The sequence below is a fragment of the Hyphococcus formosus genome (assembly GCF_046736345.1).
In the GTDB taxonomy this organism is placed as follows: Bacteria; Pseudomonadota; Alphaproteobacteria; order Caulobacterales; family Parvularculaceae; genus Hyphococcus; species Hyphococcus formosus.
This window is the reverse complement of sequence record NZ_CP157210.1, coordinates 1,420,771-1,445,173: the sequence shown is the minus strand read 5'-3', so window position 1 is coordinate 1,445,173 and position 24,403 is coordinate 1,420,771. Positions and strand designations below refer to the sequence as shown.

Below are 24,403 nucleotides of genomic sequence, written 5' to 3'. Positions count from 1 at the left end.
ATCGCGCCGGGCCATCAGGCGCGGGAAGGTAATCAGCAGGATCATTTGGTTCCCCGGGCTTTAAGCCCTCAAGCAGATGATTGATCTTTAGGATCGAAAAGCCGGTTGCTTCGATCTCAAAACTGAGATCTAGGCTGACCAATTCTTCAAGTTCTTCGGCGAGGCGTTACTCGTCGCATCCGGCGTAAACGGCGAGATTGTTATAGGAAAGCACGTAAGCGCGTTATTGTTTTTTTGCGGTGAGGGAGCTGAGCCGTCGGCATGGTGTAAAGCCCAATTTGCGCTTAACTGTCCGAGTTTTCGCGCTTTTTGGGCGTGGAAATCCGCAAAACCGAGCCAGATTCGATCAAATTCCCTGTAAATATCCTGTTTTTGAAAACCAAGACGCAAAGCAGCATTAGCGGCAGACTGCACCGTCCACCATTCAGTCCTTTCCTAAAGACGATTTTCTGAGCAGACGTGCGGTTTGGCGGTGTTCTGCGAACTTCTCCGCTCGTGGTAATTTTATGCGAAATCCAAATTAATCCGCTCCTGCCTTACGGGTTTTGTGAATTCCGCAGTCATTGTGTCGGGAGAGCGGCATATCCAGCCGCTTTCGTCAATTCTGAGTTTACGAGGGCTGTTTTTCGTGAGGGCTATTCCAATTTTCGCTGCCGTGGCGTCCATGATTGGCGTCTGGATTATAGCGTTTCAATTATCGAAAGACCCCGCGGATCGCTTGTTGCTGGCGGGTGCGACGAATGATGCCCAGCATACCGATTCGCCGAAAACGGTTGGGTCCACCTGTCGATTAATCGGACAGCATGCTCAGACCTATGACTGCGAGATTGTCGGCAATCCAAACGCTGATCGTTGGCCTGAGCCAACTGCGGAACATGCCTATGCGCGCAGTGTCTGGGATATGGAAACGGCGACGATTGGCGGCAAAGGAGAGCGCATTTATTTCGGCGGTGGTGATTGGGGGTTAAATCAGGGCCCGGTACCAATTTGGTCGCTCTATTGGCAAAAGCCAAAAGAAGAAAACGCTAATATCCGCATCGCACAGGAGCAACCGGTTTACGGAGAGGCCATCGAGTTCTTCCGCGAAATAGACGGTCGCCTTTATGTGCCGGATATCGATCCAAAAGATCCGTGGGCGTATGGAAATATATACGCCCTCGACAATGACGGATGGTTCAAATATCGAAACCTCGAACATGCAGTCCACGTGTTTGACGTAATTGGTTTTCAGGGTGCAATCGTGGCATCCGCCGGCGTTGTCGAGAACAGCAATGGTTTTGCCGGCTTGTATAGATCGACCGATAATGGTGTGTCATGGATGCGACTACCTGTTTCTCATGGAGAAAGCAGGGATGCTTACCGATATTGGCGAATGGCCGAATTCGGCGAAGGACTTTTCGTTGCGCAATCGAGCGCCCGGAATGGGTACTGGACATTAGACAAAAATTGGCACCTACAATTCCATGACACAGATCTGTTTCCGGATATGGGAGATGCGGACTTACGTTTAACGGTTTCGCGGGCAGTGCCGTTCGGTGGAGATGTGCTATACACTCCGAAACTCGACCGTATGCCGATTAATCCGCAATTACGTGACTTTCCCTTGGCTCCGATTTATCAGTCAAATGTTCATTTTAGAAATTGGTGGGATAAAATTATAGCTGCGTGGTCATTCACGCACCGTAATCTTTATCGGTTAACGCAAAACGGGAATGTCGACATCGTCAAAATCCCGGGGCGACCGCATATCAATGACGTCTTGATCTTGGAAGGCGAGGTTTATGTGCTCGGCACGTCGTTCGATGCGGAAAACTATCAGGCAATTATTCTTTCGAGTAGCGATCTGGAAAACTGGAATGAGGTGCAGAAGATTGAGACGCAAGCTATAGCTTATTCGTTTGAGTATCTTGATGGTGAGTGGTTTTTGGGCCTTGCCGCTGATGGAATGACGGATAACAATATATCGTCGGGAGAGATAATAAGAATCTATTCGAATGTGAGCGGAGCCAACTAATTGTATCGAATTTTGTACGCGGTGTAGGGCGGGGGCATGAGACGTAAATCTCAAATGAGCAAGGTGCTGGAAAGCTACTTGCGTCACGAGAAGGCAATAAAGAAGTACCTATACCGCTATTTTTCGCGGCCGCAGGATGTTGATGATGTAGCACAAGAAGCCTTTATCAAGGTCTTTGCCACAGAGGCGAGAACAAAGGTTCGGTACCCAAAAAGACTGCTATTCAGAGCGGCGAAGCATGCTGCCCTAACTGAGTTAGCAAAACGCAAGAGTAAAGATTTCGACTATCTAGAGGATTTTGGCGGCGACGATAACACACTGGACGAAGTTGGAAACAACGCCGAGGAAATATGGGATGGCCGGCGCAAGCTGAATGCATTGACGATTGCGATTTCTGAATTGCCACCAGTTTGCCGGAAAGTCTTTATACTGCGGAAAATTGAAGGTCTACCAATTAAGGAAATTGCGGCGCGCCTGGAAATATCTGTTTCCTCTGTCGAAAAGCATGGCGCGCAGGGGTTGATAAAATGTAGTCGGCGTATGAGGGAATTGGGCTACGATCCGCACGAATTCGGGGCAATTAAGACAAAAGAGGGCGGCGTAATAAATAGAAAAGATTCATTTAGGGAAGCGAAAGTGACGCCTGATCATGAATGATAAGAATGTAGTTGAATTACCTGACAACGACCTCATAGAGGAGGAGGCCGCGCTTTGGGTCATGCGTTTGGAAGATGACGCGATGACGACAGAGACGCGTCTGGATTTTGGCGCGTGGATTAAGCAAAGCACGCGGCATCGTCAGGCGTTTGAGCGCATGTCCGATATGTGGGACGTGGCGGATTTGCTCGAAGAGTATAACCGAATTGATCCATTGAAAGTGGAAAGCAGTGGCGTTCCAGTTGCCAAAAAATGGATAATGGCATCTGGCGCGATCGCGGCATCATTGATGGTCGTCATTTCCGCATTTGTTTTTGGGCTAGGACCTTGGGCACCGAGCAGCCAAGAAGATGCGTTTCGTACGGCTATTGGTGAGCAACGAACAATTCAACTTGCTGATGGATCGATCATGATCTTGAACACCGATACGCAAGTGGCGGTAGACATTGATCGCGCGGCGCGAATTATACGCTTAGCCAAAGGTGAGGCGCATTTTGAAGTCGCGAAAGAGAAACACCGTCCTTTCCAGGTGCATGTAGATCAAGGTTTGGTTCAAGCCGTAGGAACCGCATTTACGGTCCGTTTGCGGGGCGAGGAAGTAGAGGTCACGGTCGCGGAAGGGGTGGTCGAGCTGTTTACACAAGATGTGAATACGGCTCAGGCGAAAGAGAAAAAAATAGACGCGGAATGGCGATCCCTTACTGCGCTTTCTATGAACGAGAGTGCTGTGTTCGATGAAAAATTGGCGCGCCGTGAAAAATTGGATAAATCGGATGTTCGGAAAAAGCTAATGTGGCGCGATGGGTTTTTGGCTTTTTCTGGCGAGCCATTGGCAGATGTCGTCGCCGAGATGAGCCGCTATACCGATCTTGAGATATCTATCGCCGATCCAGAGCTAAAGTTGTTGCCGATCGCCGGATCTTATGAAGCCGGAAATATACAGGGGATGTTCGACTCACTTGAGCGGGCGTTTGGCATTAAGGCGAAGCGTGATGAAAAAGGAAAAATCATTCTATCGAAAGATGCATAAAAATTTTGCAAAAAAATGTTAATGGAATACGAGGATTTAAAAATTTCGTCAGTCCTTTGAGTATGAGGCCGGCGAAAAGGAAAGGGATTTGATCCGCGCGGCCAATGCATAGGGGCTCTGCAAAGATAATAGGGTGGGGGCATGCAATTATATTTTTTGCGTGTTGCATTCTTACGTGTGCTGATATTGTCCGAGCAGAAGAACCGCCGCGAGAGTTTGATTTTGAAATAAATCAAGAAACTCTGGGTGAGGCGTTGACTGAATTATCACGCCAAGCACGTGTCGGCTCACTTTATCCTTATGAATTGGCTGATAGCCCAAACACCAATCCGGTTGTGGGCAGAATGACCGTGGTCGAAGCTCTTGATGGGTTGCTCCGCAATACTGAATTTTCCGCCGACCTGACTGAGAGTGAGGTGATAGTCGTCTCACGCAAGAAGCAGGAGCCTAAGGGGCAAATGGCGGACGGTAAAATGAAGACTACATTATTAGCGGGGGTTGCTAGCTTGGCTTTCGGCGTGGCAAACGCCCAGGATGTCGAAACAATCAGCGATGAAACTCGTGAGGAAAAAGAAGACGAGAATAAACGCGACGAAGTTATTGTAACGGGTACGAATATTCGCGGCATAGCGCCGGATAGTTCGCCAACCATGACCTTCGATCGAGACGATCTGGATATCACTGGTGCGGCCACGCTTCAGGATTTCCTGCAAACAATTCCGCAAAATTTTGGTGGTGGGTCAAATGCGACCGTTGTCGGCGGCCTGCCTAATGATTTTAGCGCAAGCTACAATAGTGGCCGTGCAGGGACCTATGGATCGAGTGCGAACTTACGCGGCTTGGGTTCGGGCAGTACACTTGTTCTATTGAACAGCCAGCGTATCGCGCCGGCATCAGGTCTTGGTAACTTTGTCGATATTTCACTGATACCCGCTTCCGCAATTCAGCGCGTCGAAATGCTGACCGATGGTGCGGCATCAATTTATGGCGGTGACGCCGTTGCTGGTGTGGTCAATTATATTTTGCGCGATGATTTCGACGGTATCGAAGCGACTGCGCGTTATGGTGGCGATACCCGCGGTGATCTTGATGAATATCGCGCTAGCGTAACGCTAGGTGAAAATTGGGATAGCGGTAACGCGCTTGTCTCATATGAATATTTCGATCGCGGTAATCTGAGCGCGGAAGATCGGTCCTTCTCGCAGGGGGCTTACCTGCCGAATGATCTATTCCCGAGTCAAGAGCGCCATTCTGTTTTGGTTTCGGGGTCGCAGGAATTACTGCCGAATCTGGAGTTCTCAGCAGACTTTTTATATGGCAACCGAAAAGGCGTCAGGGACACCTCGGGTCGAACATATAGTTTCAAAATTCTACCCGACACCACGACAATTCACGCATCAGGTGCGTTGAGATGGGATGTCGATTCAAATTGGTCAGTGGACTTATCCGGTGCGTTCAGTACGACCGACGGTGAAATTCCGACAACCGGTGATTCATCGTGGCATACATCGCTCGATTCAAAACTATGGACGATGGATGCGAAAGCGTCGGGTGCATTATTCGCGCTTTGGGGGGGCGATCTTTCACTTGCCGTCGGTGGCCATTATCGTGAAGAGTCTTTCTCTAATGAGCGAATTGATACGGATACAGTGCAACGAGCGGCCGACCGAAACGTTTATGGTGTCTTTGGCGAGCTCTACGCGCCTTTGGTCTCTGAGGATAATAACGTTCCGGGTGTAAACCGGTTAGAGATTAGCACCTCGGCACGGTTCGAAGACTATTCCGATTTTGGAACAAAATTGACGCCAAAAGTCGGCGTTCTATGGGCACCGATCGAACAGCTTCGTCTCCGCGGATCGTATGGGCGCTCGTTTAGCCCGCCGCCGCTTGGCTATGTTGGCGCGACCGATTATGCGGCATTTGTTGCAACGACCGGTTTCATCAATAATGCCATCGGTTTGACGGCGGCAGACCCGTCCATCGCTGATGTAACGGCAATTTACATTTCTGGTACGGCACCGAATTTGTCAGCGGAAACATCGAGGACGTTTTCAGCCGGTTTCAATTTCGATCATGAGGTTGGCCCCCATATTTTTACGCTTACGGGTACGTTCCTCGACATTAAATATGCGAACCGCCTCGGTAACACGCCCATTCCTGGTAACCGAAGCGTCTTTGATGCACCGAATATTGCGTTCAATGATCCCGCTGCATTCCCGCCCGGAATTGTTGTTTTCTCGCCGACATTGGATGAAATCAACGCGATCATGGCCGGTGTGTCTCGTGTTGTTACGTATGAAGATGATGTTGATGCGGCCGATGCACAGATCATTAGTTCAGTGCAGCTGACACAGAATCTTTCACTGAATTCGGTACAGACGATCGATTTTGACTCGGGATACCAATATGAATCATCGGTAGGCGACTTTGCAATTGGCCTGTCTGGTTCGTATTTGTTACATTACAAACAACAAGCCAGCCCAACATCGGCATCCGTCAATAGAATTGACACGTTGTACAATCCGACACACCTCCGATTGAGAGGGCGCGTGGGTTATTCGAATGGTGGGTTTGACGCGAATTTGTTCGTGAACCATACAAATAGCTACAAATACGACAATCTACCGGATTCCCAAACTGTTGACTCGTACACGACGATTGATCTGTCGACGTCTTATGCGTTCGGGGAGTCATCCTTTATGTCTGCGTTAGGCGACGCGAAAATTCGCGTTTCGGTCTCCAATCTTTTTGACCGGGACCCACCAAGCACGCCTGATGCGCCGACATTTTCGCTTTTCGGCTACGACCCCACAAATGCGTCACCCTTGGGTCGCTTTGTTTCAGTTGAACTCTCAACTCAATTCTAAAAGGCGACGCTTAAATGCAATTCAGCAAGCTGAGAACTTGGTTTGTAATTTTTGCATTCATGATTTCTGGAGCTGGCGGCAACGCCGCCGCTTCAGATCCCGAGCCTTTTACAATAGATGACTATGCCAAAATTCGGCGGGTGTCGGAATTGGCGCTCTCTGCTGATGGTGCGTGGCTTGCCTACGCTGTCGAACCGCCCGAACAAACTATGTCGGTCACTGGGCGACAAATCGTCATTCAAAAAGCGGCGGCGAATGAGAAACCGCTCCGGGTTTCCGTGCCGCAGGACGCGCGCCACCTTTCTTGGATCGCTGACAAGCATGAACTGGCTTATATATCTACGGTAGATGGTACCCCGCAGGTATTTAAGACGAATATTAACGCGCGGAATTCGACACGGCTTACAGACGGTACGCAACGCGTTATTTCCTATAAATTTTCCAATGATGGAAAAAAGCTCGCATGGATATCTTTATCCGATAGAGCAAAAGAAAGCCGTCAACCAACCCTTTATGAGCAGCTACATAGCGGCGAAAAAGGCGTCGTGATTGATCACCTCAAAACGAGGCTCACGCACTTTGTGAGCCCACATTTTCGCGAGGCGGGAAAGCCGTCGGCACGGTCGTTGTGGATCACGCGCATTGGCGGAAAACCCAGCAAGGCGAATATCCCGGGTGTGGTGACCGGGTTTGAATGGTCATCAAGCGGCGACAAATTATCGGTTAGATATTTAGATGATCCGAATACAGATAATCCCTTCGCAAGTCTCTACACCAGTATAGGCGTGTTCGATATTGAAAGCCGGGATTTTCTCGCGATTGGGGCAGCAAATCATGGTCTGGAGAATAGTCAGACTGTCTATTATACAGGGGGAGAATGGACGAACGATGATCAGGAGATTTTTGTTCGCCGTAACCGAACTTCTGGATTTTGGCGAAGCCAGCGGGAATGGCGGCGCGTTTCAATTGAAAAGGCGCTTTCATCGAATGATGAAAATGGGTGGCATGACGTAACCTTTTACCCGACCAGTGCACGGATATCTCAATTTGACGAGGGTGACCCATTCGTATCAGCGATCAGCGACGCGAAGAGATCAATTTATTCCTTAAATGCGCGGAAACCGATCCCAGAAGTAGGAAACATTGATGGTGATATTGCATTGCCTCAGTTTGATGCGAATAAGACCGTACTTGCATTCGTCAATGAAAACATAGCGCGCGCGCCGGAGATTTTTGTGCGGCGAAATGACGAGGTCGTACAGATCACGAACCTCAACAACCGCATTAACAAAAAGAAAATGCCGATTGTTACAGAGGTGAAGTGGAAAGGGGAAGATGGCGCTTTAATACAGGGATGGCTTCTGACGCCGCCTAGCAAGAATGCGACGAAGAAACCGGTACCTATGCTGACCTTTTTGCATGGTGGTCCATCGATGCCCATGACGAATGCCTTTGCACAATATTATACATTATATGGCGGAATCTGGCCGTATCCGCTGGAGGTTTTTCCGCTGAACGGCATAGCCGTATTCATTCCGAATTATCGTGGGACCGATAGTTTTGGCTATAATCACGCTAATCCAGAACATTCCGATGTCGGAGCACCCGAAGATGTGATCCTGGGCATTCAGGCATTGATCGACGCTGATCTGGCGGACCCACACCGTCTCGGAATAATTGGGCACAGTCATGGGGCGTGGTTAGGCGCATTGGTCATGACGAAATTCAAGAAATTTGTCGCGGCGTCCTTCGGGGAGGGACCGCAGAACAATATGCTCACCTATATTTTTAGTCCCGGTTACCTTTACGAACAGGGCTATCATAAACTGTGGGGAGCCGGGCTTTATCAGTCGCCTCAACGTTATTTGGAAACCTCTCCCGTATTCTTTTTCGATGGACTCGATACGGCGGCGCTGTTTGAGGCGGGAGTCGAGTCGCAGGCAATCTCTATGATGGGTTCACCTAAAGCCGCGCACCTTGCGGGAATGCCGACGGAATTCGTTGTCTATCCGAAGATAGGTCACAATGTTAGTGAACCGACCCGCAAAAAGGAAATTGCGCAGAGAAATCTGGATTGGTTTTTGTTCTGGATGTTAGGAATCGAAGGTGAAGGGCGGGCGCAGCATGATCAATTTGAGCGCTGGCGCGAGATGCGTGACGAAAGTTGCCGGGAAAATAAACCTGGAGCAGCGATGATTACATATTGCGAATTTTGATTAGTATCTAATTAGTTTAAAAAATACGTATAGAGAGTATAAGTAACGTTAAGGTTGCCGTTAGTCGTCTCCAGCGGTGTATTATGGGCCGTAATAGGCTGAATAGACCTTCCAATGGAAAATACATTCGATAGTTTTCAGCTTATGTCGTTATGTTTTTCATATTTCCTTGGCAGATCGCGCGAACGCCAGCAGCGATAAATACCGGTAGTCTATCGGCAATGGCGGCCATATCTTTTGATGAGACTTCGCCTTGAGAGAGTATGTCGATACGTCCTGTTTGACCCAGTGAAAATGTGAAGGCACCCGTTAGAAAGTGATATCCCCAGTATAATTCTTGGTCTGAAGCATCGACTAGAATTTTTCTCATGTCAGAAATTAGTTCTTGAGATACATGGTCAAACGTTTCCGACATTAATTGGTCTAGCTCGCCGCCGGAGCTGTTCACATAGGCAACGATCGCCATGTAATTTCGCCAGCCTTTGTCTTTGATGGACATTTCGAGAGATGGCCTAACGAATGCATCGATAATTCCCTCTAACGTCATTTCGCCGTTACAAGTTTTACGGTACTCCGCCATTGCTTTAAGTCTGAGGTCATTGATTTTCGGCGCGCGACGTTGGAACACAGCCTTAAATAGCTTACTCTTATTGCCGAAATAGTAGCGTAACAGCGCGGTATCGACGCCGGCCTCCTGAGCGACTTCTTTGAAAGAGGCGTTAAATCCTTTTATTGCAAAAACAGTTTCGGCATGATTCAAAATTGACGTCATCGAGGCAGAGCGTCGGGCGGCTTGAACTTTACCGCGTGTCTTTCTTCTGACTGGTTTTTGTTTCGATTCCACTGCTTGAATTCCTGTTTGTCTACCGACCTGCTTAATTCTCTGTTTTTATACGGGTCAATGAATTTTCTTATTTTCGAACTAGTACGGTGGAGTTCGATGAGAACCAATAGCCGCCTAGGGGCGGCTATGTGTCGCCGGGTTTTCTGACCATTTGTAGCCGGCAAGCGATTGCCGAACGAGTTTCTTGTCTATTTTGCCTGTCGGTCCTACGGGCATATCGTTTACGAAGACAACGTCATCAGGAACCCACCATTTAGCGACTTTTCCGTCCAAAAAGGATAAGAAGCTCTCTTTGGTCCGCTCCGCGTCGGTCTTCAACTTTAACACCAAAAGTGGCCGTTCTGTCCACTTTTCATGGGGTATGCCAATCACGGCGGCGAGGTCAACATGAGGATGCGAGAGAATGAGCGTCTCAATCTCTGCCGATGATATCCATTCTCCGCCAGATTTTATTATATCTTTTGACCTGTCGACGATTTTCATAAACCCGTTCTTATCAATCGTTGCGATGTCGCCGGTGTCGAAATAGCCCTCGTCATCAAGTCTTTCGGTATCTGCTGCGTCGCCGAAATATCGATCAACGACATAGGGCCCCCGAACCATCAGACGCCCAGAAGCTAGACCATCATGAGGAAGATCCTCACCGTCTTGATCAACGATTTTTATATCCGTCAACATCGTCGCGCGGCCTTGATTTAATGAAGCGCGAAATTGTTCTTCTTCGCTCAGGGTAATTGTTTCGGCCGTTGGGGTATTAACCGTTCCAATCGGTGAAACTTCCGTCATACCCCAAGCGTGAATTACTTTGACGCCGAATTCGTCCTGGTATGCGCGTGCTAAAGAAGCGGGGACAGCCGCACCACCAACGAGTATTCTCGTAAGTGACGTTAGTTTAGATTTAGATTGGCGCAGATGCGTGAGAAGCATTTGCCACACTGTGGGCACGGCGGCTGAAAACGTAACCCCTTCGGTTTCGATGAGTTCGTGGAGTGAGGGGCCGTCTAGCTTCTGGCCCGGTAACACCATCTTTGCACCCATCGCTGGACAAAGAAATGTCAAGCCCCATGCATTCGCATGAAACATTGGTACAGATATCAATACAACGTCTCTTGCGGAGAGGGAAAAAATATCAGTCGAGGAGCTTGCTAAGGTGTGCAGAACATTCGACCTGTGCGAATATAATACGCCCTTGGGATTGCCAACTGTGCCGGAGGTATAGCAAAGGCCGGCGGCGGTATCCTCTGGAAAATTACCCCACTCGATATCCGTATCTCCGCCATCAATCAGACTTTCGTAATTGATTACCGACGTGCTGGATTCGCTATCTGGCAAAGAGTCGGAGAGAACGATAATTTTTTCTACGCTCGGAATGCGTTCTCTGATCGACTCTAGTTGCTGAAGGAAAGCGTGCTCGGTAAAAATTATAAGATCCGAAGCATGATTTATAATATAGGCTAATTGATCCGCCGTGAAACGCGGATTGAGGGTATGGCAAACAGCACCAATTCCCATTGTCCCAAACCAAACTTCAAGATGTCTCGACGTGTTCCACGCAAGCGTGCCAACGCGGTCACCTGGCTTGATACCCATATCAATAAGCCCACTTGAAAGCTTCTTTGCGCGTTCATGGACGTTGAAATAGTTCGTGCGTGTTATCGGACCTTCTATGCTGCGCGTTACAATTTCGCGTTGACCATGCCATTTCTTGGCGTGGTCGAGGAATTTATCGACAGTTAGCCCCCACGACTGCATTTGTCCTAGCAAAATAATATTCCCTTCACTGATTATATCTTAGTATCCAGCCGACAACCAAGCGACAACTATGTTTTCCAAGCATTTTCGGTCATCGATTTACTCGACATCTAATTTAAACGAGCGCTGCAATGCGCTGTTGGGCAGAGAAAAAGCCTTTATTCATAAGAACGCTTTTGGTTGAAGATGTATTTCATCGCTCGCGGTAGGATGCCCCCAAGATATCGTTAGGTGCTTTCCCAATATGTCCGGAAAGATGACCTTGGATCATTCTCTACATGTGTTCTGCGATCAAATATCAGGGTTGATCGATCCTCACTGTTGAAGTTTGGCCAGTGAGGAATGAGGTCATGGTTCGGATTTCCCGTTGCTGCAAAGGATACCCAGCATGACGAGATTTGATCAGCCAGACGGGCGCTTTCGATGGTTGCGCCACTTAGGGGTGTTTGCGGGTTGCGAAAGCTAGGGCCGAGATCAGCAGAATGTGTTGCGCCGTACCGACCACCAAAAGCGGGACTTGGGGCCGACCACAGATATGTCCAGACAGGTGCGCCGCCTTGTGCGGCCTTTCGGTCTGCTTGGAGATTTGCTCTCACCCGTGTCACTGAATCGGCGAGATATCTGCCTTGGATGATATAAGGGCTCGCAGAAAAATCTTCGTCGCGATACATTGATAATAGGTCAGCGGCGTTGTCTTCGCCGACCTTTTCGTTAATGGTTTCGAGTAAACTTGCTTCGCTTAGGTCGAATTCTTCAGACAGGAAGGTCCATTCATCTAACGTTGTGCCAATAATCATTGGAATATCTTTTGATATATCAGGCGCACTCGGATCAAATGGATCTGTAGGCAATTCATCATCGATGGACGGAGCAAATTGCCGTTCTGATCGCCGACCGGGGATGGCTGTAATCGTTAGCTGAGCTGCGAGCAGGTCCTGAAACGAGAGCTGTTGAAGTTTATTCGCAAGGTCGCGCTTTCCTATTCCTAGTTCTTTGGCTAGGAGGTGTGTGTTTTCCTGTGCAGTTTCTTGAGATTGTGAGCGCAGCAGGCTTCCACTCATTACCCCGGCTCGATGGAATAACCCCTGCGCCGAGGGCATAGCCATCAGCGTTGAGGTTTTTGCCCCGCCACCGGACTGACCAAAAATCAAAACCCGATTTGGATCTCCGCCAAAGGATTCGATATTTGTTTTAACCCAGCGCAAAGCTGCAACGAGATCCTGCATGCCAGCGGTGCTGGATGTGGCGAAATTTTTATCGTGATCGGATAATTTAATAAACCCAAAAGCCCCAAGGCGATGAGAGACCGTGACAACAATGCAATCTCCGTATCGCGCAAGAGCTTCTCCATCAAACACGGATTGATTGCCCGACCCGAATGAAAACCCGCCACCATGCAAAGACAAAATTACTGGTCGCTTGGCATTCTGATCTAATGTAGGTGTCCAGATATTCAGATTTAAACAATCCTCGCCCATACCGCCCGGTAACACATCGAACGTAATGAGACCGGCGTAATCGCGAATACGACTATCAGGCCCTTGGGGCGGAACCTGACCATAGTCTAAAGCATCTTGAATGCCTGCCCATTTTGGGGGTGGGGCCGGGGGCATAAACCGGTTTTTCCCCGATGTGTCGGCACCATATCGAACGCCTTTAAAGGCGTGAACGCCGCCGCTTGTAAATCCTCTTAGTTTCCCGTTTTCAGTTTCGACAATTGGAAATAAGTCCTTTGTTGAAATTGCCGACGCTCTTCCGCCCAGCACCGTTAAGCTCGCACCAAGAGCAATTCCTTTACCCAGCAATTCGCGTCGGTGAAACAGCATCTATATTCCTCCCTGTTTAATCAGCGTGCCCCTCAATCCCGATTTTTTATCGCTGTGCAATCGGTTTTTTTTGTGGTCGCTTTTATAGTTTGCGACGTGGAGGGCGGCCGTTAAGCTGCATAAGTCCCTGCAATTACTATTGAAGTGGCGGCCCGTGGCTGTCAACAACTTATTTCTCTTTGAGAAAAGAAATAAGTTGAAATCAGTTTGATTTGGAGACATACTTCGATTGTGACTCGAGAAACGAAGTCACGTCGGCGGCAAAGCCGAGGGTATAAAAGGGATGGAAAATGGCAAAATCTTCGATTTCGCTGCGCGCGCCGAGTCGTCGCGAATTGTTAATTGGCGGTGCCGTTTCAGGGGTGGCTATTGGTGCAGCCAGCGCGAAGGCGCCCCTTAATGAGGCGAGCGATGGGGGATGTGTCTCAAATTTACAGCCGACAAGAAATCCTCTCATCGACCCGCGAATTGATCCGCGGATCAAGTCGGCTTTAGGTGAGCGGTTGCGCGCCACGCCGGGTACGGATGTATTAAGTCGCGAAGATCTACTTGCTGAACAGGAGAGTGAAGCAGCGGCAGAGCGAGCAGAGGCGTTAAAAGCATCGCGTGCTCAGATGAACACGGAAGAAGTCGCGCCCTCTGCTGGGTTGTCGCAACGAGTATTGACCTTCAAATCCGACCCCGATGGAAACTCGGTAAAGATAAGCTTCATCCGGCCTGATAATGCTGATCGGCTAGCGTGTGTATATTACATACATGGTGGCGGCATGATGACGGGGTCCTGCTTTGATGGAAATTACCAGGCATGGGCCCGCATTATCGCCGCTCAGGGTGTTGCCGTTGCAATGGTCGACTTCCGCAATAGCTTGCGCGCCTCATCCTCACCTGAAGTTGCGCCATTTCCCGCAGGTTTAAATGACTGTGTGAGCGGTTTGAAGTGGCTGTGCGCCAATGCAGCACAACTCAACATTGATGAGGATGCGGTTGTGATCGCTGGTGATAGTGGCGGGGCAAATCTCGCTCTCGCCACGGGGTTATCGCTTAAGCGAGAGAAAAAGCTTGACCTGATCAAGGGGCTATATGCCATGTGCCCCTATATTGCGGGAAAATACCCAGACCCAAAATATCCATCAACAATCGAAAATAACGGCATATTTCTGCATCTTTATAATAATCGTGGGCTGATGGCCTACGGTATTGAGGCGTTTCAATCTCAAGACGTCTTGGCCTGGCCCGCATTTGCTAAGCAAGAGGATGTGGAAGGATTTCCCCCAACAATCATAAGCGTAAACGAATGTGACCCTTTGCGTGATGAGGGGGTGGAGTTCTATAGGCTACTTTTACGGTCCGGGGTTTCCGCACGATGTCGGCAGGTTATGGGTACGACGCATGCGGTGGAAGTCTTTCCTGCGTGGTGTACTGACATTAGTCAGGATACTGCAGCTGACCTGGCTTATTTCACAAAAAGAACACTTTCATAAAATTGCAGTTTAACAACTTCGAAGAAATTCAATTAGTGCCGATACGAATTAATAGGCGCTAATCGAAAATAGGCGCGACCATAATAAAGCGCGAGGGAAATTGTAACAAAGTGTCCATAGGGAGGGGCAATTGTTTATGTTCTATAATTCTACAAAATTCAATTTATATAAATTAAGTTTGTATTCGGCAGCATCTGTAGGTGTCATGAGCGCAGCGGGATTGGCGTTTGCACAAGATGTTACAACCGAGAATGTCGCCAATGCGTCAACCAATCACGATCAGGTTGTTGTTACTGCGTCTCGCCGGGAAGAGACCCTTGTAGAGACACCCATTGCCGTTTCTGCATATGGTGGTGAGCAGTTGAGGGAAGCAAATATTCAGACCTTTCCTGATCTCGTAACACAAAGCCCGAACGTCCATTTTGGGTTTAATGGTAATAACACAAATATTGCGATCCGGGGTATCGGTACAAACCTACAAGGGATTTCAAGTGATCCGGGTGTTGGTTTCCATGTAGACGGAGCGTATGTGGCTGATCCCGGATTGGCGCTGGCTACCCTTTTTGATGTGAAACGGGTCGAAGTGTTGCGCGGTCCTCAGGGGACCCTGTTTGGAAGAAATGCGACCGGTGGGGCGGTAAATATCATTTCCAATACACCGACCGATGATCCGGAGTTTGGTCTTAGTGCATCAGCTGGACTGCCAGCTGGCGAGCACGTCGAAGGCTTCGCTAGTGGTCCAATTAGTGGAGATGGAACGTTACTGGGACGAATTGCCTTCGAGCAAACTTATCGCAGAGGTGATGTAAAAAATATTGCCCCAACAGGCCCGCGTCGACTGAACGATAAAAATGACTTTGCGGGCAGGCTTCAGTTTGAATGGCGACCAACAGATACATTTAGCGCGCGTATTCTTGGTCAGTATCAGGAGTCCAATACTGCTGGTGCGCCATATTACTATGCGGGGCAGGTGGCGCATGACCTTCCGGTACCGCTCGAGGATACGTTTATGGCCAAGCCCGGTGACTCCGAGATTGCCGTAAACCAGGGCGAAGTGAAGTTGATGGAGTGGAGCACAGGGCTCTTTTGGGATTGGGATATTGGGTTTGGCTCGCTCAGTGGTACAGTCACCAGACGTGAATCCGAAAATTCCAGAATTGTGGACGGGGACGGAACGGCCGTACAATACATTGATTATGATCGTTTTGTTAAGCGGGAAACGACCACGGCTGAAATATTATTCAGCTCGGACGACTCAAGTCGCCTTACATATATTCTTGGTGCAAATTATTACGATGACAGCGCATATGCAGAAGGCTTCACTATAGTTCCATTTGTCGTTCCTTTTCCGATCGGTAACCCCAATACAGTTGATACCGAATCTTACGCGTTCTTCGGGCACGCAAAATATGAGATTACTCCGGCGTGGAAAATATTCGGCGGCGCGCGATACACCAAGGATAAAAAGCAAGATACACAATTATCTGTAGCGGGCGCGGTTACGGCCGAAACCGCAATGGACTGGTCTAAGCCAACATTCGAGGTCGGAACATCATACGACTTTGGATATAATCGAACGGGTTATGTAAAATATGCAACCGGCTTCAAAGGGGGCGGGTTCAATAACAATAGTACCTTCGAGCCAGAATCAAATTCGATGTGGGAACTTGGTCTAAAGGGCTCCTACTTTGATGGGCTTCTGACCGGCAATCTCGCATTGTTCCGGATGAACTATGAAAATTTACAAGTATATCAAATTCGGTTCACCGTTGAGGATGGTTCGGGCTCTAGCGTTACGAATGCCGCGCAGGCGACAATTAACGGCGCTGAAGCAGAATTTGCTCTCCATTTGACACCGGAGTTTACGCTTAAACTTGATGGCGGCTGGTTGGATGCAACGTTCAATAATTTTATAACCGGCGACCCTGCGCGAGAGTCCCTTGGTGATCTGGATCTTTCCGGCAATAGGTTGCCGAACGCCCCCAAATTTATGGTCGGTATAGAACCAAAATATAATACGCCTTTAGCAAACGGCGGCGAATTGAACCTCGGTGTTCGATTTGATTGGAAAAGTACAGTTTACTTTTCTGAATTCAATCTTCCCGAAGTATCGCAAGGTCCTGCCGGACGGTTAAATGCGTACGCAAATTATACGCTGCCAAATGGGAAATGGCAGGTTGGTCTTTATGGGCGAAACCTGACCGACTCTGCGGCGTATGGCAGTGGATTGGTTTATTCCACCGTCCTAAATTCAATGGCCGCAGGTACACTTCAGCCAAGTCGTGAGTTCGGGATACAGGTCAACTATCGTTACTAAATTGAATTAGTCACTCCGGATTACCGACGTTCTTGAGAGTAATCCGGAGGGCGTTGAGACCGTCGCATGGATTTTAGTTTTGCACCACTGCGAGGTTACTAGTTCAACGCGCCAAGTGGGTACCTATTCGATGCAATGAATAGGCGAGCAATAGTTATTCAATGACAGTGGTATGAAATTACCGCATGCAAATTATTTAGTGGGGAAATTGGCGATGGTAAATGTCGGCGTGGTAGATCAGGGTACGACGAAAACTGAAAAATCAAATTTTAAAGTGGCCATAACAGCCGCGGCCGGTGCCACAATTGAGTGGTATGATTTCTTTATATACGCAACGGCGGCGGCCTTGGTTTTTCCGACACTATTCTTTCCGTCTAATCTATCACCATTTATTGCGCAGATTGCAGCATTCAGCACGTTTGCGGTCGGGTTTATTGCCAGGCCGATAGGCGGTGTGCTGTTTGGACATTTTGGAGACATCGTCGGTCGTAAAACAGCCTTGGTTGCGGCATTGGTCATAATGGGGGTGGCCACAACATTAATTGGCTTACTGCCGACTTATGAATATGCAGGTCCGATTGCGCCATGCCTGCTCATTTTATTGCGCGTGATTCAGGGCTTCGCTGTTGGCGGGCAATGGGGCGGTGCGGTTTTGCTGGCAACAGAAAATGCACCGGGTGACAAACGCGGATTTTATGGAAGTTTTGTTCAGATCGGCGTCCCGGTCGGTGTGGTCTTCGCGAACCTATTGTACTTGGTGTTAATCGCGACTCTTGCGCCAGAACATTTTCAGGCATGGGGATGGCGCGTACCGTTCTTGTTGAGTATCGGGCTCGTCGGTATTGGGCTTTATATTCAGTTTCGGCTTGAAGAGACAGAAGAGTTCAAAAAAGTTGAGAGCAGCGTTGAGCAAAGTTCAGCACCGTCAAAAAAACGATCGCCGGTGCTTCAGGCTGCACTGAATCATCCGAAGGAGATTTTACTCGCTGGGGGTGCCTTTCTTGCGAACAATTGTTGTTTCTATGTGGCTATTACATATGTGATCACCTACGGCGTATCGGCTCTGCAATTGCCCAAAGACGTCATGCTTTCCGCGGTAATGATCGCAAGTTTGACTATGGTACCGGTACTGATTGCCTCCGGCTGGCTATCTGACAGGTGGGGGCGGCGGGAATTATTTATGACCGGTGCGATACTTACGGGTATTTGGAGCTTTGCATTGTTCCCGCTAATTGGAACGGGATCGTTCGTGTTGATTACCCTAGCAATCGCGATTGAGTTAGCATTTGTGAGCATGATGTATGGACCGCAAGCGGCGTTATTCGCAGAATTGTTCCCGGCTCATTTACGGTATTCGGGTGCTTCGATGGGGTACCAACTCGGGGCTGTCGTTGGCGGGGGATTCGCACCGATTATCGCAACATCGCTTTATGAACAATTTCAGTCAGGCTTATCAATTGCGATTTACCTCTTCTGCGCATGTGCAATTTCATTCGTGTGCATTTTACTTCTGAGTAATCGAAAAACATTTTAGAAAGTCGAGAGTCTTTCGGGCTTTCGGGTGAAACAATCGGTATTTGATTAACGCCTTAAAACAGTTGCGCTGGCCTTCCTGATGAGTGCAGTCGTAATGCGCAATGGCCAAGGATAACCATAATATGAGTGATATGAACGGCAAGATATGCCTCGTTTTAGGTGGAGCAAAGGGGATTGGCCTTGCTATTGCGGCGCGGTTGGTTGGAGATGGCGCAATCGTTTTTATTACCAGTCGTAACAAAGATGATGTCGACATGGCCGTGAGTAATATCGGCAAGAATGTGCATGGCGTGGTTTTAGACCCTAGCCGTATTGATGATTTGGAAAGCGTCGTTTCGGATATTCAGAAGAAACACCGAAAAATTGATGCGTTGATATTGAATGCGGGCGTTTCAGAACCCTTAGCGCTTGATGATTTTTCGCTTCAGCATTTTGATCACCATTTTACGACAAATGTGCGCAATCACGTCTTTGCATTAAAGGCGTCATTGCCGGCGATGGAGCGTGGTGGGGCGGTTGTTTTGATCGGTTCGATTGCAGGTCAAGCCGGTGTGCCGAATTACAGTGCTTACGCGGCAACGAAAGCGTCGCTCAGATCATTCGCACGGAGTTGGGCAGCAGAATTGGCACCTCAGGGTATTCGGGTAAATGTCGTTAGCCCCGGACCGACTGAGACATCAATGTTCGCCTCCGTGCCGGAGGAAGTGAAAGCCTCAATCATTTCAACAATTCCTCTAGGTCGCATGGCACATCCTCGCGAAGTAGCATCCGCTGCAAAATTTTTACTAAGTAATGACGCGTCATTTATTACGGGTACGGAGTTATGTGTTGATGGGGGTGCTAAACAAGTTTAATAACACTAAAGAGAATAGCGTATCATTTATTTGCCTAATTGAAATTATCGCCTAGCGATGTTTCCGCGAAACTCGCCAATCAGGACGCTTTGTAGGACGTAGACGGGTGAGGTGAAACCCTAGCCAACGGTTTTCTGTCGAGGTCAGGCGGTAGTATAAAGCGGCTATCATGGTCATTAAATTCTCTAAACCTGCTACTAAAGAGTAAGTAGACGACATTAACCACCAATTTGGAGAATTTTCCGGTTTTCGTCGCGTGGTCGATGAAAATGCGGCCCATTCTTACCCAAAGACCACAGTCCTTACCCCCCTTGGTAACTATCACTCGCACAAGTTGCGCTTATAGGATTGTGAAATCAGCAATGACTATAAGAGGGGGGCCGAAAATGGCTCGAAAATACGACAGACTGCCAAAGTCCGCGGGGCGACTTTTGATGGCGTCGGCGGCGACAATGGCGATCATTGCGTCACCTGCATGGGGGCAACAAGGTGGCGAAGACGACGAAATCGTTGTTACGGGTACGCGCGCAGTTACCGCTACCAAAACGGACACACCCAATACCGAAATTCCGCAATCAATAACGGTTATTTCGCTTGATCAGATCAAGGAGCAGGGCGCGCTCAACATCCGTGAGGCGCTGCGCTACACCGCAGGTGTGACGAGTGGTGGTGATGATACGCGGGGTGATTTCAACTATACGCGTGGTTTTTTCTCCGCCACTTATCTTGATGGACTGAAACGAAACTTCGGGTTCGTTTATACGCCGCGCGCAGACCCAAATACGCTTGAGCGCATTGAGGTATTGTTTGGCCCATCTGCTGTGCTTTATGGGGCAGGTAGTTCGGGCGGCCTTGTGAATATGCAGAGCAAGCGTCCACAATTTGAATTTGGCGGCTCAGCATCAATCAGCTACGGCACCTATGACCGCAAAGAAGCGGTATTGGATGTGACTGGCCCGTTAAGTGATACCGTGGCAGCGCGTATTGTTGGCGTGGTTCGGGACGCAAACATGGTTCAGCGCGGTACGCCAGATGACCGTGTGGTTATCCAGCCTTCGTTTACATGGCAGCCAAGCGCCGCGACAGACGTGACGCTTATTGGTTTGTTCCAGCGGGATTACACAGGGCCAGTACAATATGCGCCTTCAGCAGCGACATATCTGGCTGATGATCTCGGCTTTCAAAAGGTCAGCCGTCGCACGCAAATTGGCGAGCCGGAATTCAATAAAGGGCCTAAACGCGACCTTCAGGCTACATTGATTATCAATCACGAATTTTCGGACATGCTGAGTTTCCATAGTTCATCTCGCTACCAAGATGCGCATACGGAATATGGCGAAATTTACGGTGATTATTTCAGCAATCCGCTAGATCCATTCATTGATGCAGGCAACACGACGGTTGCGCGGCATTTGTTTGCGATTAATGCTGACTATAAAGTGTTTAACACTGCAAACCACGCGGTGATTAATTTTGACACCGGCTTTATCGAGCACCAAGTGCTAGTCGGCGCTGATTTTGCCCGTTTCGAACAAATAACCTCTCAGGCTTTCGCCTTCTTCGGCGGGGGAACGCTTGATATCTATAATCCGGTTTACGGATCAGCGCCTGCGGCGGCCTTTGGGCCTGAAGCGACGCAAATTCAGAAATCTTATGGTTTCTACGCGCAAAATCAGATGCGGATCGCGGATCGCGCATCGCTAGTGGTTGGGGTCCGGCATGACAATGTCGATCAGACGGATACGTTTTCAGCTGATCAGGAGGCCAAGGCGACAACCTTCCGCGCTGGTTTGACGGTTGATGTGACCGATACGATTTCGCCATATGGCAGTTACTCACAGTCATTCGAGCCAGTTTCCGGTCTGAACCAGTTCGGGAACTCCTATGTTCCGCTTAAAGGCGAGCAATATGAGGGCGGCATCAAATGGCAGCCATTGGGAACCACATTGGTACGCGTTGGCTATTATTACATCAAAGAAAAAAATGCCCTTCGTCCGGACCCATCGAATCCGCTGACAAGTATCCAGACGGGTACAATCAAGTCAGAGGGTTTTGAGGTCCAGGCAGATCACCGCGTACCGGGTGATATTACGCTCACCGCGAGTTTTGCGAACAACTCGACGCTCGTATCCGGTGAGGACAGACAGCGCGATACGCTGCCTAAAAACACCGCTAGCTTCTTTGCCACCAAAACCATCGAGGCCGGAGACGATCTTAGATTCCGGTTTGGTGCTGGTGTTCGTTATGTGAGTAAGCGGACAAGTGGCGATACTGCATCACCGCTTTATATTGAAGTGCCTAGTTATACGCTTGTTGATGCGGTCGTCTCGGCCGAATATCAGGACTGGGAACTACGAGTTAATGCCGTGAATTTACTCGATAAATTCTATTATTCGTCGTGCAGTCATTTTGGCTCATGTCAATTTGGCGACGACCAATTATTCAATGCGACATTGTCGTATCGGTTCTAATAAATAATGTTGATCAGGCAGGCCCAATCTGGGCCTGCCTTTTTATTTGTATGCCAATCATGTGATCCGAATAGTGTGTTTATTATTTAATTTTTCGCGCTTTTAACACGCCCGTAAGAACACCGGATCAACATCCCATCGGTCAAATCACTTCGTATCGTCTATAATTCAATCGAAAGTAAGCGAAGCGAACAACAATGCGCATCGCTCTCTATTTTGGCGTTGAATGACTTAAAGTAATGATGTCTATCGCCAGGCGGCAAATTGAGCCTTGTGCTCATTCCGCAATATTTTTTCGGCGAAGAGAGTTGGAATTACTTTTTACGGGGTTTGTCTGCGCGTAAGCGATCAAGTTCCGCAACCCACTGAGCAGCAGTCGTTGGTCCTGACGCTTCAAAATGGACGTGGTCGGCCATTTTTTCGCGGACCGTCACAAAGTAAAGCGCACCAGTGGGAAGACCAAGCTCTTCGACCTTTTTCGCCATTGCCGCTTCTTGGGCCGGCGTAGGTTTCGGGCGGGCGGGTTTATAGAGAAGAACATCCCAGCCTTCACCCCCAGCATGTAGAAATAGCTGTGTCGGGGGTTGGCCTCCGGCAATACTTACTTTGTCCCATTCTGCCATGCTGCGAATAAACGCCTCGGTTTGGCCAGGTGCCAAGCGAAACATTTCAAAGACCGGTGTTGTCATTTCAACCTCGGTGTTGCTCGTTTGAGCTGTTTCAGCTTGAGCGTCCGACACGCTGAAAATTGCGAGTGCGATAACCGAGCAGAATGTTTTTTGAAGCATGGCACCAATCCTTTTTATAAAGCTCATTGTGGAATTTAGGGCGTATGGCGGCAATAAAATGGTTGGGTTAGATGCCCGCACATTTGGGTAATGCGATGAAGGTTATGCCGCGCATCGTCGGCTCGCCCCAATTGATAATCTCTTACTTTAAATGGCGCTGATTTCATCAGTATTTCAATTGTTTATCTGGCGTTCCGTCTGGCGGTTGCCAGTGCAATCCTGCCGCTCTGGAACGCGTTACCCTTAATCAAAATGACTTACCCGAGGAATTAGCTGACCTCGACAGTAGGCTATGGTGTGTTTGGCGGATGAAGATTGTTCTAGTCTGTGCGTTGGCGCGGACCAGTTCGGTTGTTGATGTATCTAAAACCAAACGAGGTTCTAAAACATGCAAAAATTTACGATCAAACTTTGGTCTGCGGCAGCTGGGACAGTAGCGGCGACAGCAATGGCTACGCAGGCAGTAGCGGCAGGTGCGCCACAAGAACCGGCGGATCCTGCGGAATTTGTTTATCCGACTGGTTTCGGCAAAGCGTTGTCGCTGATGTTGGCCGGTGAAGGCGGTGAGAATGGTATTGGTGTCCACAAAGTATGGCCCACCTTATCGTTTCCTGCGTTAACCACAGAGCAAATCGATCAAGCTGTAACAGGGAACTCGCTGGTGATTCCTTATCATTATGCGCACCAATATAGCGATGATGGAAAAGTTGGTGGATACAACATCCGCTATGATCAAGTTGAATTGAGCAAATGCCCGACTACTGAAATTCCGAATGACGGCTATTTGCTATATGAAGGCGTTTGTAGCGCACAGGTAAAGGAGCCTGTGACCGGCACGTGGGAAGCAAAAGACAATAAGCTCTGCGTGGATATTGCATGGGCCGGTAAGACACAAATCGAAGATTGCGTTACAGTCTTTTTCGTTATGGATAGCGTCGCGTTTGTTAAAGACGACGGCACGGTTTCCGGGAAGGCGCATAGCTTAAAGAAGGGTGCTGCACCGGATATGTAATAAAGGATTTAGTTTTGCTTATTTGCATCCCGGATATATTGACCGCTGATCAACTCTCTAAATTATCGGCGCAATTTGACAAACAACAGTTCATCGACGGTAGCGCAACCGCTGGATGGGCCGCCGCGGGTGTAAAAGAAAACAAACAAGTTGATGGTGCCTCAGACGACTATGCAGAAATGCAGGCCATGGTCGTCGGGGCCCTGTCGGCGAACAGATATTTTTCGATGGCGGCTATGCCGCGCGTAATGCCGCCCATTTTGTTTAGCCGCTATACCACCGGAATGCGCTACGGGCCCCATGTCGATAATGCGCTCATGGGCGAGGCACCCCAAACGCGCATCGATCTTGCGTTTACGCTTTTTCTTTCTGATCCGGATTCCTATGAGGGTGGCGAACTTGAAATAGATGAACCTGCGGGAACGCGTTCGTTTAAATTGCCGGCCGGCGCGGCAATTCTATATCCCGCAAATTCATTGCATCAGGTCACTGAAGTTACATCAGGCCGTCGTGATGTTGCGGTGGGGTGGATTCAAAGCCTTGTTCGCGAAGCCGATAAACGCAGAGTCTTGTTCGAACTTGAAAATCTGCGCGCCACCATGTTTGCGGAAACGGGTAAAACCGAGGCATTTGACACTTTAACTCGAAATACCAGCGATCTTTGGAGAATGTGGGCGGAAACCTGATCTGCCTATTCAGTCTCCGTTCGGCGTTTTTTTGGGTCGCAGAGACCCTCTC

16 protein-coding genes are annotated in these 24,403 nt (G+C 48.9%); 12 read left to right on the top strand and 4 right to left on the bottom strand.

Annotation, left to right across the window (positions count from 1 at the left end; genetic code table 11):
- Positions 1-628: 628 nt before the first annotated feature.
- From ABFZ83_RS06540 to ABFZ83_RS06520, 5 genes are all read left to right on the top strand, one after another.
- Complete coding sequence (locus ABFZ83_RS06540) at positions 629-2,014, top strand: hypothetical protein (protein ID WP_411818634.1); 1,386 nt, start codon at positions 629-631, stop codon at positions 2,012-2,014.
- Between the two features lie 36 nt (positions 2,015-2,050).
- Positions 2,051-2,671: an RNA polymerase sigma factor gene (locus ABFZ83_RS06535; RefSeq protein ID WP_411818633.1), complete on the top strand. Its 621-nt coding sequence runs from the start codon at positions 2,051-2,053 to the stop codon at positions 2,669-2,671.
- On the top strand, positions 2,664-3,701 hold the full coding sequence (locus tag ABFZ83_RS06530) for a FecR family protein (RefSeq protein ID WP_411818632.1): 1,038 nt from the start codon (positions 2,664-2,666) through the stop codon (positions 3,699-3,701). Before ABFZ83_RS06535 ends, ABFZ83_RS06530 begins: the two co-directional genes overlap by 8 nt.
- 254 nt (positions 3,702-3,955) lie before the next feature.
- Positions 3,956-6,568, top strand: coding sequence for a TonB-dependent receptor domain-containing protein (locus tag ABFZ83_RS06525; RefSeq protein ID WP_411818631.1), 2,613 nt, complete (start codon positions 3,956-3,958; stop codon positions 6,566-6,568).
- A 14-nt stretch (positions 6,569-6,582) separates the two neighbouring features.
- On the top strand, positions 6,583-8,784 hold the full coding sequence (locus ABFZ83_RS06520; RefSeq protein WP_411818630.1) for a S9 family peptidase: 2,202 nt from the start codon (positions 6,583-6,585) through the stop codon (positions 8,782-8,784).
- Positions 8,785-8,926: 142 nt separating this feature from the next.
- On the opposite strand, the gene ABFZ83_RS06515 is transcribed toward ABFZ83_RS06520, so the two are convergent.
- The 3 genes from ABFZ83_RS06515 to ABFZ83_RS06505 all read right to left on the bottom strand — a co-directional run bounded on the left by ABFZ83_RS06515 (position 8,927) and on the right by ABFZ83_RS06505 (position 13,206).
- The gene (locus ABFZ83_RS06515; protein ID WP_411818629.1) at positions 8,927-9,628 is read right to left on the bottom strand and encodes a TetR/AcrR family transcriptional regulator; all 702 of its coding nucleotides are present in this window, start codon (positions 9,626-9,628) and stop codon (positions 8,927-8,929) included.
- 114 nt (positions 9,629-9,742) lie between these two features.
- On the bottom strand, positions 9,743-11,380 hold the full coding sequence (locus ABFZ83_RS06510) for a long-chain-fatty-acid--CoA ligase (protein ID WP_411818628.1): 1,638 nt from the start codon (positions 11,378-11,380) through the stop codon (positions 9,743-9,745).
- A gap of 227 nt (positions 11,381-11,607) precedes the next feature.
- Positions 11,608-13,206, bottom strand: coding sequence for a carboxylesterase/lipase family protein (locus ABFZ83_RS06505; protein WP_411818627.1), 1,599 nt, complete (start codon positions 13,204-13,206; stop codon positions 11,608-11,610).
- Positions 13,207-13,496: 290 nt separating this feature from the next.
- Here ABFZ83_RS06505 and ABFZ83_RS06500 point away from each other — a divergent pair, with 290 nt between their 5' ends.
- From ABFZ83_RS06500 to ABFZ83_RS06480, 5 genes are all read left to right on the top strand, one after another.
- Positions 13,497-14,687, top strand: a complete 1,191-nt coding sequence (locus tag ABFZ83_RS06500; protein ID WP_411818626.1) for an alpha/beta hydrolase — start codon at positions 13,497-13,499, stop codon at positions 14,685-14,687.
- A 205-nt stretch (positions 14,688-14,892) separates the two neighbouring features.
- Positions 14,893-17,004, top strand: coding sequence for a TonB-dependent receptor (locus ABFZ83_RS06495; RefSeq protein WP_411818625.1), 2,112 nt, complete (start codon positions 14,893-14,895; stop codon positions 17,002-17,004).
- 214 nt (positions 17,005-17,218) lie between these two features.
- A complete protein-coding gene (locus tag ABFZ83_RS06490) occupies positions 17,219-18,538 on the top strand; it encodes an MFS transporter (protein WP_411818624.1) in 1,320 nt (439 codons plus the stop codon).
- A 124-nt stretch (positions 18,539-18,662) separates the two neighbouring features.
- Complete coding sequence (locus ABFZ83_RS06485; protein WP_411818623.1) at positions 18,663-19,394, top strand: SDR family NAD(P)-dependent oxidoreductase; 732 nt, start codon at positions 18,663-18,665, stop codon at positions 19,392-19,394.
- 386 nt (positions 19,395-19,780) lie between these two features.
- The gene (locus ABFZ83_RS06480; protein WP_411818622.1) at positions 19,781-21,865 is read left to right on the top strand and encodes a TonB-dependent siderophore receptor; all 2,085 of its coding nucleotides are present in this window, start codon (positions 19,781-19,783) and stop codon (positions 21,863-21,865) included.
- A 314-nt stretch (positions 21,866-22,179) separates the two neighbouring features.
- On the opposite strand, the gene ABFZ83_RS06475 is transcribed toward ABFZ83_RS06480, so the two are convergent.
- On the bottom strand, positions 22,180-22,653 hold the full coding sequence (locus ABFZ83_RS06475) for a hypothetical protein (RefSeq protein WP_411818621.1): 474 nt from the start codon (positions 22,651-22,653) through the stop codon (positions 22,180-22,182).
- 448 nt (positions 22,654-23,101) lie between these two features.
- On the opposite strand from ABFZ83_RS06475, the gene ABFZ83_RS06470 reads away from it, so the two are divergent.
- Together ABFZ83_RS06470 and ABFZ83_RS06465 are read left to right on the top strand one after the other, a co-directional pair.
- Positions 23,102-23,665, top strand: coding sequence for a hypothetical protein (locus ABFZ83_RS06470; RefSeq protein WP_411818620.1), 564 nt, complete (start codon positions 23,102-23,104; stop codon positions 23,663-23,665).
- Between the two features lie 14 nt (positions 23,666-23,679).
- Complete coding sequence (locus tag ABFZ83_RS06465; RefSeq protein WP_411818619.1) at positions 23,680-24,351, top strand: Fe2+-dependent dioxygenase; 672 nt, start codon at positions 23,680-23,682, stop codon at positions 24,349-24,351.
- The last annotated feature ends 52 nt before the right edge of the window (positions 24,352-24,403 follow it).

Bases quoted from the DNA above. Each gene is read 5' to 3' on its own strand.
- ABFZ83_RS06520 (WP_411818630.1), top strand. From the start codon at position 6,583: ATGCAATTCAGCAAGCTGAGAACTTGGTTTGTAATTTTTGCATTCATG.
- ABFZ83_RS06495 (WP_411818625.1), top strand. From the start codon at position 14,893: ATGAGCGCAGCGGGATTGGCGTTTGCACAAGATGTTACAACCGAGAAT.
- ABFZ83_RS06470 (WP_411818620.1), top strand. From the start codon at position 23,102: ATGGCTACGCAGGCAGTAGCGGCAGGTGCGCCACAAGAACCGGCGGAT.
- ABFZ83_RS06475 (WP_411818621.1), bottom strand. From the start codon at position 22,653: ATGCTTCAAAAAACATTCTGCTCGGTTATCGCACTCGCAATTTTCAGC.
- ABFZ83_RS06485 (WP_411818623.1), top strand. From the start codon at position 18,663: ATGAGTGATATGAACGGCAAGATATGCCTCGTTTTAGGTGGAGCAAAG.
- ABFZ83_RS06530 (WP_411818632.1), top strand. From the start codon at position 2,664: ATGAATGATAAGAATGTAGTTGAATTACCTGACAACGACCTCATAGAG.
- ABFZ83_RS06535 (WP_411818633.1), top strand. From the start codon at position 2,051: ATGAGACGTAAATCTCAAATGAGCAAGGTGCTGGAAAGCTACTTGCGT.
- ABFZ83_RS06505 (WP_411818627.1), bottom strand. From the start codon at position 13,206: ATGCTGTTTCACCGACGCGAATTGCTGGGTAAAGGAATTGCTCTTGGT.
- ABFZ83_RS06480 (WP_411818622.1), top strand. From the start codon at position 19,781: ATGGCTCGAAAATACGACAGACTGCCAAAGTCCGCGGGGCGACTTTTG.
- ABFZ83_RS06510 (WP_411818628.1), bottom strand. From the start codon at position 11,380: ATGCAGTCGTGGGGGCTAACTGTCGATAAATTCCTCGACCACGCCAAG.
- ABFZ83_RS06490 (WP_411818624.1), top strand. From the start codon at position 17,219: ATGGTAAATGTCGGCGTGGTAGATCAGGGTACGACGAAAACTGAAAAA.
- ABFZ83_RS06500 (WP_411818626.1), top strand. From the start codon at position 13,497: ATGGCAAAATCTTCGATTTCGCTGCGCGCGCCGAGTCGTCGCGAATTG.